This is a genomic window from Pseudorhodobacter sp. (assembly GCF_030452865.1).
GTDB lineage: Bacteria > Pseudomonadota > Alphaproteobacteria > Rhodobacterales > Rhodobacteraceae > Pseudorhodobacter.
In genome coordinates this window covers 1-12,150 of record NZ_JAKDLJ010000071.1, presented here as the reverse complement: position 1 = coordinate 12,150, position 12,150 = coordinate 1, and the positions used below count along the sequence as shown (strand labels likewise).

At 59.6% G+C, this 12,150-nt stretch carries 14 protein-coding genes; 4 read left to right on the top strand and 10 right to left on the bottom strand.

The window, feature by feature from the left end:
* Window positions 1-248: 248 nt before the first annotated feature.
* The 5 genes from L0H65_RS06470 to fliL form a co-directional block, all read right to left on the bottom strand.
* Entirely contained in the window at window positions 249-2,477 is a 2,229-nt protein-coding gene (locus L0H65_RS06470; protein WP_301458019.1) for a lipopolysaccharide assembly protein LapB, read from the bottom strand.
* Window positions 2,474-3,343 (bottom strand): flagellar motor stator protein MotA, encoded by an 870-nt coding sequence (gene motA, locus L0H65_RS06465; protein ID WP_301458018.1) that lies wholly within the window; start codon window positions 3,341-3,343, stop codon window positions 2,474-2,476. Before motA ends, L0H65_RS06470 begins: the two co-directional genes overlap by 4 nt.
* Before the next feature lie 64 nt (window positions 3,344-3,407).
* A complete protein-coding gene (locus L0H65_RS06460; protein WP_301458017.1) occupies window positions 3,408-3,992 on the bottom strand; it encodes a MotE family protein in 585 nt (194 codons plus the stop codon).
* Window positions 3,989-4,384 carry a hypothetical protein gene (locus tag L0H65_RS06455; protein ID WP_301458016.1) on the bottom strand — a complete coding sequence of 132 codons (396 nt, stop codon included), beginning with the start codon at window positions 4,382-4,384 and terminating at the stop codon, window positions 3,989-3,991. Before L0H65_RS06455 ends, L0H65_RS06460 begins: the two co-directional genes overlap by 4 nt.
* Window positions 4,385-4,396: 12 nt before the next feature.
* Window positions 4,397-4,879 (bottom strand): flagellar basal body-associated protein FliL, encoded by a 483-nt coding sequence (fliL, locus tag L0H65_RS06450; protein ID WP_301458015.1) that lies wholly within the window; start codon window positions 4,877-4,879, stop codon window positions 4,397-4,399.
* A 115-nt stretch (window positions 4,880-4,994) separates the two neighbouring features.
* On the opposite strand from fliL, the gene fliF reads away from it, so the two are divergent.
* From fliF to fliP, 4 genes are read left to right on the top strand one after another with little or no spacing between them, the layout of a single operon-like run.
* The gene (fliF, locus tag L0H65_RS06445; RefSeq protein WP_301458014.1) at window positions 4,995-6,617 is read left to right on the top strand and encodes a flagellar basal-body MS-ring/collar protein FliF; all 1,623 of its coding nucleotides are present in this window, start codon (window positions 4,995-4,997) and stop codon (window positions 6,615-6,617) included.
* Window positions 6,617-7,213: a flagellar biosynthesis protein gene (locus L0H65_RS06440; RefSeq protein WP_301458013.1), complete on the top strand. Its 597-nt coding sequence runs from the start codon at window positions 6,617-6,619 to the stop codon at window positions 7,211-7,213. Before fliF ends, L0H65_RS06440 begins: the two co-directional genes overlap by 1 nt.
* Complete coding sequence (locus L0H65_RS06435; protein ID WP_301458012.1) at window positions 7,206-7,475, top strand: FliM/FliN family flagellar motor switch protein; 270 nt, start codon at window positions 7,206-7,208, stop codon at window positions 7,473-7,475. The genes L0H65_RS06440 and L0H65_RS06435 overlap by 8 nt, the downstream gene beginning before the upstream one ends.
* Complete coding sequence (gene fliP / locus L0H65_RS06430) at window positions 7,475-8,194, top strand: flagellar type III secretion system pore protein FliP (protein WP_301458011.1); 720 nt, start codon at window positions 7,475-7,477, stop codon at window positions 8,192-8,194. The genes L0H65_RS06435 and fliP overlap by 1 nt, the downstream gene beginning before the upstream one ends.
* 281 nt (window positions 8,195-8,475) lie before the next feature.
* Here fliP and L0H65_RS06425 read toward each other — a convergent pair whose 3' ends face one another.
* The 5 genes from L0H65_RS06425 to L0H65_RS06405 form a co-directional block, all read right to left on the bottom strand.
* On the bottom strand, window positions 8,476-10,095 hold the full coding sequence (locus L0H65_RS06425) for an AMP-binding protein (RefSeq protein ID WP_301458010.1): 1,620 nt from the start codon (window positions 10,093-10,095) through the stop codon (window positions 8,476-8,478).
* Between the two features lie 9 nt (window positions 10,096-10,104).
* On the bottom strand, window positions 10,105-10,521 hold the full coding sequence (locus L0H65_RS06420; RefSeq protein ID WP_301458009.1) for a RidA family protein: 417 nt from the start codon (window positions 10,519-10,521) through the stop codon (window positions 10,105-10,107).
* Window positions 10,514-10,933, bottom strand: a complete 420-nt coding sequence (locus tag L0H65_RS06415) for a thioesterase family protein (protein WP_301458008.1) — start codon at window positions 10,931-10,933, stop codon at window positions 10,514-10,516. The genes L0H65_RS06420 and L0H65_RS06415 overlap by 8 nt, the downstream gene beginning before the upstream one ends.
* The gene (locus L0H65_RS06410; protein WP_301458007.1) at window positions 10,933-11,385 is read right to left on the bottom strand and encodes a cupin domain-containing protein; all 453 of its coding nucleotides are present in this window, start codon (window positions 11,383-11,385) and stop codon (window positions 10,933-10,935) included. The genes L0H65_RS06415 and L0H65_RS06410 overlap by 1 nt, the downstream gene beginning before the upstream one ends.
* A 19-nt stretch (window positions 11,386-11,404) precedes the next feature.
* A partial coding sequence (locus tag L0H65_RS06405; RefSeq protein WP_301458006.1) for an acyl-CoA dehydrogenase family protein occupies window positions 11,405-12,150 on the bottom strand: 746 nt, incomplete at its 5' end.

The window sequence follows — 12,150 nt, the reverse complement described above, 5'->3', positions numbered from 1 at the left end:
GCAAAATAGGAATTTGCATCCAGATCGCATCAATGTCTTCCACATCGGTTTTCGCCCCGCTCAGATGCGTTCTGCACCTTCTCAAGACTATAGAGGGTGAGTCGTTACCAACCTGTAACCAATTGATCCAAATTGAAGCCCATTATTGCCGGTCTTGTCTTTGACGCAGAAAGCATCGCTGAATCTCGCGGCTTCAGCGAGATTCACACCGCTACCCCTTCGCCTCGACTGTGGAGGTCACCTCCGCCTCAATCAACCTGATCCGGAATTTCCTGCTGACTGAGCAGTGTGCCCAACAACTCACGAGCGGCGGAACTTTCTGCGAGCAGGGCGCGGGTGGTGGCGAGCGGGCCGACGACCGACGCGTCGTTCCGCGTGGAGTCAACGTCGATGGAGAGCGCTGCGCCGGGTTGCGCAAACAAATTGGCTGCGTCTCGCCAAGTGCCGTCGTTGGCCAGATTGGCAACCCTTGGCCATTCGTGGTGTTGACGGGCAATTTGTGCAGCCGACTCCATATCGCCTGCGCGTTCAAACACCTCTGATGCGGAAGCGTCTTGTAACATCGCGAGTGCGTTCGCGCGCAAGACATCCGCATCGCGACCAGTCATCCCGATGATCGCGCGTAAAGCGGCAGGCGCATCGCGGAGCGCCAGATGTGCCGCACCGATCAGAAGCTGGCGGTTTCCTGCCTCTGGGTCCGATGTGCCCGTCGGCTTTCTCAGCCAGAGCAGGGTGGCTTGCGGAAAGCCGAGTGTCAGCAGGCGGCGCGCGAAGGTTTGGTTTGTTTTGTCTGAAAGCCTCGGAAACATATCGGTATCATCAAGGACGGCAGCGGCCAACAGAGCGTCATCGCTGCCGCCAGTTGCCAGCATCGTCCACACGTCGACGGCAGCGGCGGGGTTTCCGGCCACCATCGCGAATGCCGCATCGAAACGATCTTGCGTGGCATAGGCAAGGCCAAGTGCATTGCGCAAAGCGGCTTCCTCATCGCCGCCCTTCGCCTCTTGCAACAACGCTTCCGCGACGGTGGTGAGTGGTGCGCCAACCTCCTCGCCGGACTGCACCTGCGTTTCAATCAATGAAATTGTTGATTGCAGTCCGACAGGGCCGGTTTCACCAACCAGTGGCGCAAGCGTTGCTTCGGCTTTGTCGCTGTGCCCGTTGGCGCGTGCAATTTCCGCGTCCAAAAGGTGTGTTGCGGGTTCTATTGGCCCTGGCGCGCGAAGGATCGCGTCACGGATCGCGCGCGCGGTTTCCGTATCACCTGCCGACAGAAAACGATTGCCGAGAACCGGGCCAAGATGGCGCCGCAGATGCAGCGGTAAAGCGGAAAAAGCGCGCAAGACTGCCGGAATCGCAATGCGGTTTGGTGGGGGGATTTCGCTATCCGCCAGGATCGCCCAGAGCGCGGCATTGGTGTTGCACACCTCCATTCCGGAAAACACCATACCCGGATCTGGTTTTAGATCGACAATAGCAGCCAATGCTTCCCAGATTGGAACATTGGGGTCCGTCGGTTTGAATGTCCTGATCAGCCCAAGTGCTTCAGCGCCAAAACCAATATAGACATGATATTTCACCGCACGGGCAATTGCCAATGGGTCAGGGCGGTCGAACTCTCCGACGAGATTGCTGGAAAGCAGACCGATCGTTTCGCTTACCGGCCCGGCCGCGCCCCAGCCCGCGACATTGAGGTCGTCATCCAGGAGACAGGCAGTTCCCTCTGCGGTCATGTGGCGCGCGTCACGCCCCGCCGTATTTGCGGCGACGCCGGGCACTTGACCAACCGTAATATTGCTTTCGTTCAGCGATGGTCTCGCGGGTATCTGCGGGGCGGGTAGCGTCTTGGTGATTTCCACCGTGCCTTGCGCTGCCCCTTTGGCCAATTGCCATAGCAGCCGCTCTTCGGCACCTTCCAGATTGGCCGGGGGCAAGCGAAATCCAAGCTTATCTGCCGAGCGTGGCGTCCGCGCGGCATGATTGATCGCTTCGTCGAGGTTGGCTGGGGCTGCGGTTGCCTCATTTCCAGGCACTGCCTTCGGCTTTGCAGTTGGTTTTTTCCCATGGAGTGAAGTCATCTCGGTGCCGCTCTCCGAAAGCTCGAAAGAGGAGCCATCGGGTGCAGGGCCGGCTTTTATATCAATGACGAGAATGCGGTCACGAAGTTCAAACGGGAGCGCGTGGCACGCACAATTAACCTCGATAAGAAGCGCGCCGGTTGCGGGGTCTTTGAATATTCGCGACAGGCGGTTCGACGAAATCCGCCGATATGCGTCGGTCAGGTCAAAACTCTGCCGCTTCCCTTTGACCGACAAACCGTAGCCGTTTTCGGTGCGAAAAAGCCGCCAATCCGGTTGGTTTGGAAAGCTCAGGACGAGGCGCGTGAAAGTCCCGTGTTCGCCAGAAGTGACGTTTACGGCCTGGGCCTTTGCCAAAGGCGCGATCAGCAGCAGCAGTGCGACCAACAGGTATTTCATGCCACTTCCTGCTTCAGTGCGCGCAACGCCTCTTCCAGATCACCAAAGCTCGGCCGGACATGATGCGGTGTGTTCTGACGCCCGACTTCAATGCAGATATTCGCGGGGTGGTTGTGAAGGTTTGCAATCAGGACTTCGCGGATCAACAGATAGAAATGGTTGTCCTCCTCCGTCACGGATTTGACCCGTGTTGCGAAAGGGCCAACCAATCCATAGGCAAGAAAGACCCCCAGAAAGGTGCCCACAAGTGCTCCGCCGATCATTTTTCCCAGAATTTCAGGCGGCTGATCCAGCGCACCCATGGTCTTGATGATGCCAAGTACGGCGGCGACGATCCCCAGTGCGGGCAATGCATCGGCGACGCTTTGCAAGGCATGGCTGGAATGCATCGCGTGGTGCTGGTTGGTTTCCATCCGCTTATCGAGAACTTCTTCTACCTGGTGAGGGTCGTCGTAATTCATTGAGGCGGCGCGCATGGTGTCGCAGATCAAATCCACCGTTTCATGGTCACGCTGGATCTTGGGGTAGCGCGAAAACACCGTCGATTCCGCTGGATTTTCGATATGTTCCTCGAGTGCTACCGGACTGGTCTTTGCAATGCGGATCAGTTCGAACAGCAGACACAGCAAGTCGCGATAATCCTGCGGTTTCCACTTCGGGCCCTTGAACACCCTGCCGATGTCTTTCGCGGTCTTTTTCACCGCCGCAAAGTCATTCGAGACAATGAATGTCCCGACCGCGGCGCCACCGATCATCAACAATTCAAACGGCATCGCCTTGAGAATGATGCCCAGCTTGCCGCCAGCGAGCACATAGCCGCCAAACACCATCACGAAAATTACAACAAGACCGATGACGCCAAACATTGGCTGCTCCTCTTCCATTTGTCGTCAAGCTGGCAGAACCGGGTTAACAAAGACTCAGCAGGAGTCAGTTTTTCGGTACATTTGCATTGCGGCCCGCAAGAAGAACGCTGACGGTATAGGCCAGTTCCGCCGGCATGGCTGACAGGATTGCTGCGGCTGATTCGGGACGCATGCGGCCCAAGAAGCCTGCGGCGAACTCCGGTGCCATCGCGGCAAAAAGCGCCCCGGCGTCTTTGGGCTTCATCGCCTGATACACCTCGGTCAACCGGCTGAGGTCCGCTTCAGCCGCCCCGTCGGAACGGGCGAGAGTTTCGTTCAGGCTGGCTTCCGCCGCCGCCAGTTTTGCAAGCCGTATTTCAATCGCCTGGTCGGCCAGAGACAAAGCGGCCAGACGATCCGCCAAAGCGGTTTCCCGCGCAGACAAGCGCTGCTCCCTCTCGGTCAAAGCCTCCGCCAGGGCGGCCGGCGGTTTCGGGCAATCCAACGCCGCGGACGACTGCGCGGCGTCGTTGCTGGTGGCATGGCTCTTGCTCAACGCGAAGGCAATTCCGATACCGTCGCCCAGGCGCAACGCGCCGGATGCCCCAAGGAACATCGCGAGGATGAACAGCGCACCGCGACCGGCGCGACGTTTCACTGGTTTGCTCATTCGGCAGCCTCCAGCTTGTCAGGTTGTGACCGGCGACGGACGAATCGCAGCCGTTTTTCGCTTTCGTTCTCGGCCACAGCGGATTCAGATGGTTGAGGAGGCGGTTCGGAAGGCAGATCATGCATGGAGGCCAGCAGCAATTCCAGCCGCGCGGCAACGGCCTCGCCCCGTTCCGTCAGGGTTTCCAATGCTTTGGCTTGCCCGTTCGCGGCGCCTCTCGCCTTTTCAAGCGCGGTCGTCATGTCATCAACCTGCGCGGAAAGCACCGCAATCGCACCCCCCATGCCGGTTTCCAGCGTTTGCAACCGTTTTAGTCGCAGCGCCAGAACATAGCAGTAGATCGCAGCACCGAAGGCGCCGGAGGCAAGCAAGATATCGGCAATGAGTTGCATGGTTTTCCCCGTTCAGTTCAGGACAAATTCGGTTATCAAAAGATCGCGTACGCGGCCTTCGCCGGTCACGATCTGGATTCGTCGCAACATATGCGCGCGCAAACGAACGAGCGCGGAGGGGTCCTCCAGTTCTGCGACATCAATCGCGCGCAGATAACCGTTCAGGACGTCGAGAATACGCGGCAAAAGCAGCGTGACATCCGTCGTGTTCGCCTTGCCAACCTCCAATTGTGCGGTGAAGCGCAAATGCTTTGCCGAAGAACCCGGCCCCAGCGATATGATGATCGGCTCCACCGGTACGAAGGCGATTTCCGGCAGCGGATCGGGCCGGGGGCTCGCTGTCGCTTCGTGGCCCCCCCCCAGAAGCAATCCCGACCAAGTGGCATAAAAACCGCCCACTCCGACCAAAACCGCACCCACTAGCCCCAGCAAAAGCGGCAGCTTTGACTTCTTCCGCGGTGCCGCGTCGTTTTTTGGGTCCATCACTTCGGCCATCGGATTCTCCGCTCACTACATTCGAGTTTGTTTTAGCGGCAGGTCACTAACCGATTGTTAAGGCCCATCCGTCAAACCTAGGGGAGCGTGGGGCAGAAGCCCTGAAACAGAAAGAATGCCTGTGCAAAACCTTATTTCGCTTTGGTCCTCCCTTTCCATTCACCGCCGAATCATTGTCGCAGGGGCGACGATTGCCATGTTTCTTGCGATTTTCGCGTTGTCACGCATGGCAACCACGCCGGGAATGGCGCTGCTCTACGCAGGGCTGGACAGCAGCGCGGCGGGGGAGGTGGTGCGGGCTCTGGACCAGCGCGGCGTGGCCTACCAGATCAGCGGTGATACGATTCGGGTCGATGCAAGCCAGCGCGATGCGCTGCGAATGACGCTCGCGGCGGAGGGGCTGCCTGCAACCGGCGCTGCGGGTTACGAATTGCTGGATGGCTTGTCGGGCTTCGGCACCACCTCGCAAATGTTCGACGCCGCCTATTGGCGGGCAAAAGAGGGGGAGTTGGCGCGCACTATCGTCGCGACCCCTGCGATCAGGGCGGCGCGCGTTCATATTGCACAAAGTCCGACGCAGCCGTTCCAACGCGACACGCGGCCAACTGCCAGCGTCACGATCACCTCCGCATCGGGGGCCTTGCCTGCCGCGCAGGCCAATGCAGTGCGCCATCTGGTTGCAGCAGCGGTTGCGGGGATGCAGCCCGAGGATGTGTCGGTGATCGACAGCGTTGCAGGCTTTATTCCGGCGGATGCCGCGGCGGCGTTGCCCGTTGCGGGTGGCGACGCGCGCGCCGCCGATCTGAAACGCAATATCGAACGGCTGCTTTTTGCACGGGTCGGGCAAGGCAAGGCGATTGTTGAGGTTTCCGTGGACGTTGAGACGGATCGCGAGCAGATCACCGAAAAACGGTTTGATCCGCAAGGTCGGGTCGCGATTTCTTCTGACACTGAGGAGCGGAACAATTCTGCCACTCAACCCAATGACGATGTGACCGTGGCCTCCAATCTTCCCGAAGGGGATGCAGCAGCGGGTGGGCAAGGCAAAAGCAATTCTTCCGAAACCCGCGAGCGAGTGAACTACGAAGTATCGGAAACACAACGCGAGGTGCTGAAAGTGCCGGGGGCGTTGCGGCGGGTGTCGGTGGCGGTTCTGGTCGATGGCGAACAGGTGACGGCCGCCGATGGTGTCGTCAGTTGGCAGCCGCGCGCCGAGGACGAACTTGCGGTGTTGCGCGAACTTGTGACCTCGGCGGCGGGGCTCGATCTTACGCGCGGCGATGTTCTGGTCTTGAAATCACTGGCTTTTGAGCCAGTGGGTCAGGCAGGCAGCATTGCAGAATCCGGCATGTTTTCGACCTTTGGCCCGATCGACCTGATGGCCCTTATTCAGGCTGCGGTTCTGGCACTGGTCGCGCTGATCCTTGGTGTCTTCGTGGTGCGGCCTTTGCTGGCCGCCGCGCCGAAGATATCTCATATGGCGGGGGAGCCGGGCCCGTTGGCCCTGCCACCGGGCGCGACCGGTTCCGCAACAGCGCGCGGCGCGCAGCCCCGCATCGTGACGGGGGAGATTGATGACCACGACCTACCGGATCTCCCGGTGATTTCGGTGGACGACGATGAACGGGGTTTGTCCGACCCCATGGCACGCTTGCGCCGCCTGATTGATGAACGTCAAAGCGAAACCGTTGAAATTCTGCGCGGCTGGATGGAAACCGACGAGGAGGAGCAAGCATAATGCCCCCGCTCCGGCTGGAAGTGTTCGAAGAGTCAGCGCGGGCGGGAGGCAACACCGTTGTCACCGACCTCAGCGCGATGGAAGAAGCGCGTCTGGCGGCCTATGAACAAGGGTATACTGCGGGCTGGGAAGATGCCACCGCCGCGCAACAGGATGAAAAGGCAAGGCTTTCCGCCGATCTCGCTCATAATCTCCAAGCTCTCGGCTTCACCTATTTCGAAGCGAGATCGCATGTCGTGCGCGCGTTGGAGCCATTGCTGACCGATATCGTCGGGCAGCTTTTGCCGATGGTCGCACGGCATGCGCTTGCGCCGCGCGTGCTGGAAATTCTGTTGCCCATGGCCGATGAGGTCGCCAATGCGCCGATCGAGTTGCTGTTCAACCCGACGGCGCGACCGGCAATCGAACCGCTAATCGAAATGGATAGCAGCCCGCCCATCAGTTTGGTGGAAGAACCGACTTTGGGTGAAGGGCAGGTTTATTTGCGACTTGGCGCTGCAGAGGCGCGTGTCGATCTTGACGATGCCATTGCGCAGATTGACCGCGCGTTGAGCGATTTTTTCACACTCTCCACAAAGGATACGACCCATGGATGAGATTTCTGACGCCAACCCGTTCAGCCAGGTGCCGATCGAGATCACGATTTCGGTCGGACGTGCGCGCCCTCTGGTCCGCGAATTGCTGAAGCTGGAACGAGATGCAGTACTGACGCTTGATCGTTGCGTCGATGATCCGGTAGAGCTCTGGGTCGGGGACCGCTTGATCGCGCGCGGTGAGTTGGAGGAGATGGAGGGGGAAAACGCCGGGCAACTGGCCGTTCGGCTGACTGAAGTTGCCAACCTGCGGGGCGGGCTTTGATGCGAATATGGTGCTGTGCCGCAGCGGTCCTGCTCGTTGGTACAGCGCCGGCGTTGGCGCAGCAGATCACTCTGGATCTGGGCGATGGCGGGTCGCTCTCCAGTCGGGCGATCCAATTGCTGGCGCTGGTTACCGTGCTGAGTCTGGTGCCGGGGCTGGCGGTGATGGTGACCTGTTTTCCATTCATCGTTACGGTGCTGTCGATCCTGCGGCAAGCGATTGGTTTGCAGCAATCACCTCCGAATATGCTGATCGTCAGCCTCGCGCTGTTCCTGACATGGTATGTCATGGACCCGGTGTTCACCGAGGCTTGGATCAAGGGCATCGAACCGCTCAGCACCAATCAACTGGGATTCGAAGACGCTTTCGCCGCAACCATGACACCGTTTCGGGTGTTCATGGTGGCGCGATTGGATGCTGACACCTTCGCCGCGATGCAGGCGCTGCGACCGGGTGAGGCGACGGCCCCCATTGATGCGCAGCTTTCGCTGCTGATCCCGTCGTTCCTGCTGTCCGAAGTGCAGCGCGCGTTTGAGATCGGGTTTCTGATCTATCTGCCGTTTCTGATCATTGATCTGGTTGTCGCTGCGGTCCTGATGTCGATGGGGATGATGATGGTCCCCCCCGCAGTGGTTTCGATGCCATTCAAGCTGGCGTTCTTTGTGGTTGCCGATGGCTGGGCGCTGGTCTCAAGTGCATTGGTTCGAAGCTATTTCTAGCTGTCGCATTCCGCCTGAATTCGCGGCGGCTTGACGTAGAGGTGTGGTGTAACTTGTGCCGGACTTTCATCGCCGGCATTGGCGTTCTGCTCCGCCCGGCTGACTGCGGGAACTGTGTGTCGCAGGGTGATCCGTGAACGCCATTGGTTCGAGTGAACAGCGAACGACATAGCGTATCAGTGTCTGCTCCAGGTCACTCGTGCTGTCGAAACGCTTTAGGGAACCGATCCGTTGCTCTGACGGTATGCGGAGAACCGGGCGATCCTATCTTTTGCGGCCCTTCAGTTGTCGCGCAGCCGGAATCGCTGGATCTTACCGGTCTGGGTTTTCGGCAGGGTTGAGACGAACAGCACCTTGCGAGGGTATTTATAGGGCGCGATGGTTGCCTTGACGTGATCTTGCAGCCGTTTCACACAGGCGGCGTCTTCGATACATCCTTTGATGAGAACCACATGCGCGACGACAATCTGTCCCCGCGCGTCATCCGGTTCGCCCACAACGGCACATTCGAGAACCTCCGGATGCGAGAGCAGCGCCGCCTCCACGTCCGGCCCGGCAATGTTGTAACCGCTGGAAACGATCATGTCATCGGTACGGGCGGCGAAATGGAAATAGCCGTTTTCATCCTGAAAGAACGCATCCCCGGTCAGGTTCCAGCCGTTCTGGACGTATTTCTTCTGGCGCGGGTCGTCCATATAGCGGCACCCGGTCGGGCCACGCACCGCCAGACGCCCGATTTCACCACGCGGAATTTCTTTGCCCTGCTCATCGACGATCTTCGCCTCATAGCCTGCAACAGGGCGACCGGTGCAAGCGGGTCGGTGATCGTCAAAACGGTTTGTGATGAAGATGTGCAACATCTCGGTGGCGCCGATCCCATCCAGCATCGGCTTGCCGGTTTTGGCCATCCATTCTTCATAGACCGGCGCGGGCAAGGTTTCCCCCGCCGACACGGCCGCCCGCAGGCTCGACAGGTCCGCGCCTTCGTCCATTGCTTTCAGCATCACGCGGTAAGCGGTAGGTGCTGTGAAACACACGGTCGCGCGGTATTGCTGAATGATCTCTACCATATTCGGCGGCGAAGCGTTTTCCAGCAGACAAGCCGCCGCCCCGAAGCGCAAGGGAAACACTGCCAGACCACCCAAACCAAAGGTGAACGCCAAAGGCGGCGAGCCGATGAACACATCCTCCGGTGTGACCTTCAACACCTCTTTCGCATAACCATCCGCGATCGTTAGAATATCGCGGTGAAAATGCATCGTCGCTTTCGGATCACCAGTGGTTCCGGAGGTGAAGCCCAGCAAGGCCACATCATCGCGTCCGGTTTTCGGCCCCTCAAACCGCACGGATTTGCCCAACGCCACGCGGTCCAACTCCGCATCATGGTTGGCGGTGCCGTCGAAGCCTATGACATGCTTGAGGAAACGAGAGGATTTTGCGCAATTCACCATCTCCTCCATCAGCCGCGTATCACAAAGCGCGAGCGACACTTCGGCCTTGTCGACGATCTGGCCCAGTTCCTTGGCGCGCAGCATCGGCATGGTGTTCACCACCACCGCTCCCGCCTTGGTTGCCGCCAACCAGGCTGCCACCATCGCGGGGTTGTTCGCCGACCGGATCAGCACCCGATGCCCCGGCTTCACACCGTAATCCTCGACCAGAGCATGGGCGATGCGGTTGGTCCAGTCCGCCAACTCCTTATAGGTCCGCAACCGCCCGTTGCCGATCAGTGCGGTATGGTCGCCAAACCCCTTGGCCACCATACCGTCCGTCAACTCCACCCCCGCATTCAGCCAATCGGGATAGGCAAAGCCCGCGCGCGGCAAGTCAGGCCATTGGTCGTCGGGGGGCAGGCGATCCCGTGTGAAACTGTCGGTGTGGCCGGTGGGTCCAAGTTCCATGAAAACCTCTTATTCCTGGGGAATGACGGCGGTGGCTTCGATTTCAACCTTGGCGCGGTCTTCCACAAGGGCGACCACCTGCACCAAAGCCATTGCGGGATAATGCCGCCCGAAATGCTCGCGATATGCGGCACCGATTGCGCGCAGACTGGCAAGATATTCCTGCTTGTCCGTGACATACCACGTCAGCCGGGTCAGATGCTTCGGCTCCGCTCCGGCTTCGGCCAATATCTGCTTGATGGAAAGCAAAGCCTGCGCCACCTGCGCGCCGAAATCATCGGTCTCAAACTCCTGATCCGCGTTCCAGCCGATTATGCCGCCGGTAAACACCATCCGCCCGGTTGCCGCAACGCCGTTGGCATAGCCCTTGGCCGCCATCCAATGCTTCGGGTGGAGGGTTTGATGCGGGCCGATATCTTCACTCATGTCCGTGATCCTTTTTTGCAAATTCAGCCATCCGGGTTCGAACCGGCCCGGCCCAGGGCTGTGGTTGCCCCAAACAGTCGACATTGACCAGCGTGAGGTCTGCGGTCAGCCGGTCAATGCCGCCTGCCTCCGCGATAATGCGGAACCCGACCGAGGTGCGCCCGATGCGTGTGATCTCCAGCCCGAAGTCCAGTTTCTCGCCCAGACGGGACGGCGCGTGAAAGTTCACCTCAAGCCGCGCGGTGGGAACGCCGCGCCGTTCCTCCATCATCTCGGCAAAGGAATTGCCCAGCACGTCGGCAAAGAAATTCTCCACCACCGAATTCGTCATCTCGAAATAGCGCGGGTAAAAGACGATCCCTGCCGGATCGCAATGATTGAACTCAATCTGGATCACGCGGTGGTAGGGCATCAATCATTCGCCTCGGGGGGCAGGAAATTCACCTCATGTTCGGCCGAAACCTTCACCACCGCTTCCACATCCGTCATATTATGCAAGATCGCAAACAGCTCCGGCAGCTTGCCCGCGGGTGAAACCCAGAACAGCGCCCGCGTCGGCTTGTCGCTCTTGTTGAAATAACCATGCGGCACCCCGCGCGGCATCCGGACCAGATCACCGGCTTTCGCCACGCTCCACACCCCGTCCAGCTTCACTTCCAACTGGCCTTCCTGCACAAGAATGAACTCATCCTGTGTCGGGTGGATATGGACCGGCACAAACTGCCCCGCCTCGCTGTTCGTCTCAAACGAAAAGCTGCTGTCACAGCGGGATTTCGGAAAATAGCGCTGGCCAAGGATGTTCCACTCCACACCTTCAAAACCTGTCCCATCGCGGGTAATGCCGCCACTCAATGCTTCTTTCATCCTCTTTCCTTCCTGAATTTCAATCCAAAACCGCGCGGGCAATTACCACGCGCTGCACGTCACTTGCGCCTTCATAAATCCGCAAGGCGCGAATTTCACGGTAAAGGCTTTCCACCGCAAACCCATGCCGCACACCGTCACCGCCATGCAGTTGCACAGCCGCATCAATCACCTTCTGCGCGGCTTCGGTGGCATAAAGTTTCGCCATCGCTGCCTCACGGCTAACCCGCGCCGCGCCCTGATCTTTGGTCCAGGCGGCGCGGTAGATCAGCAATGCGCTCGCGTCGATCTGCAATGCCATATCGGCGATATGGCCCTGCACCATCTGCAATTCCGCCAACGCAGCGCCCCCGATCCGGCGGCTTTTCACCCGAGCCAGCGCCTCATCGAGCGCCCGCCGCGCAAAGCCCAGTGCCGCAGCGCCAACTGTGGAGCGGAAAACATCAAGCACCGACATCGCAACCTTGAACCCCGCACCCGAAGCGCCAATCAACGCCCCGTCCGGTACAAACACAGCGTCAAAGCGCAAATGCGCAAGCGGGTGTGGGGCGATCACTTCAATCCGCTCCACTACGCTCAACCCCGCCACAGCCGCAGGCACCAGAAACGCCGATAAGCCCTTCGCGCCTGGCGCTTCGCCGGTCCGTGCAATCACGACATAGACATTGGCGATCCCACCGTTGGAAATATAGGTCTTCTCCCCCGAAATACGGGAGGCCCCCGGCCCGATCTCCGCCACCCGAGGCCGGGCAGCCCCGGGCGCGC

Coding starts and splice junctions, on each gene's coding strand:
- fliL (WP_301458015.1), bottom strand. CDS start 4,879: ATGGCCGAAGTGATGGACCCAAAAAACGACGCGGCACCGCGGAAGAAG.
- fliF (WP_301458014.1), top strand. CDS start 4,995: ATGCCTGTGCAAAACCTTATTTCGCTTTGGTCCTCCCTTTCCATTCAC.
- L0H65_RS06470 (WP_301458019.1), bottom strand. CDS start 2,477: ATGAAATACCTGTTGGTCGCACTGCTGCTGCTGATCGCGCCTTTGGCA.
- L0H65_RS06410 (WP_301458007.1), bottom strand. CDS start 11,385: ATGAAAGAAGCATTGAGTGGCGGCATTACCCGCGATGGGACAGGTTTT.
- L0H65_RS06425 (WP_301458010.1), bottom strand. CDS start 10,095: ATGGAACTTGGACCCACCGGCCACACCGACAGTTTCACACGGGATCGC.
- L0H65_RS06440 (WP_301458013.1), top strand. CDS start 6,617: ATGCCCCCGCTCCGGCTGGAAGTGTTCGAAGAGTCAGCGCGGGCGGGA.
- L0H65_RS06435 (WP_301458012.1), top strand. CDS start 7,206: ATGGATGAGATTTCTGACGCCAACCCGTTCAGCCAGGTGCCGATCGAG.
- L0H65_RS06460 (WP_301458017.1), bottom strand. CDS start 3,992: ATGAGCAAACCAGTGAAACGTCGCGCCGGTCGCGGTGCGCTGTTCATC.
- L0H65_RS06420 (WP_301458009.1), bottom strand. CDS start 10,521: ATGAGTGAAGATATCGGCCCGCATCAAACCCTCCACCCGAAGCATTGG.
- motA (WP_301458018.1), bottom strand. CDS start 3,343: ATGTTTGGCGTCATCGGTCTTGTTGTAATTTTCGTGATGGTGTTTGGC.
- L0H65_RS06415 (WP_301458008.1), bottom strand. CDS start 10,933: ATGCCCTACCACCGCGTGATCCAGATTGAGTTCAATCATTGCGATCCG.
- L0H65_RS06455 (WP_301458016.1), bottom strand. CDS start 4,384: ATGCAACTCATTGCCGATATCTTGCTTGCCTCCGGCGCCTTCGGTGCT.
- fliP (WP_301458011.1), top strand. CDS start 7,475: ATGCGAATATGGTGCTGTGCCGCAGCGGTCCTGCTCGTTGGTACAGCG.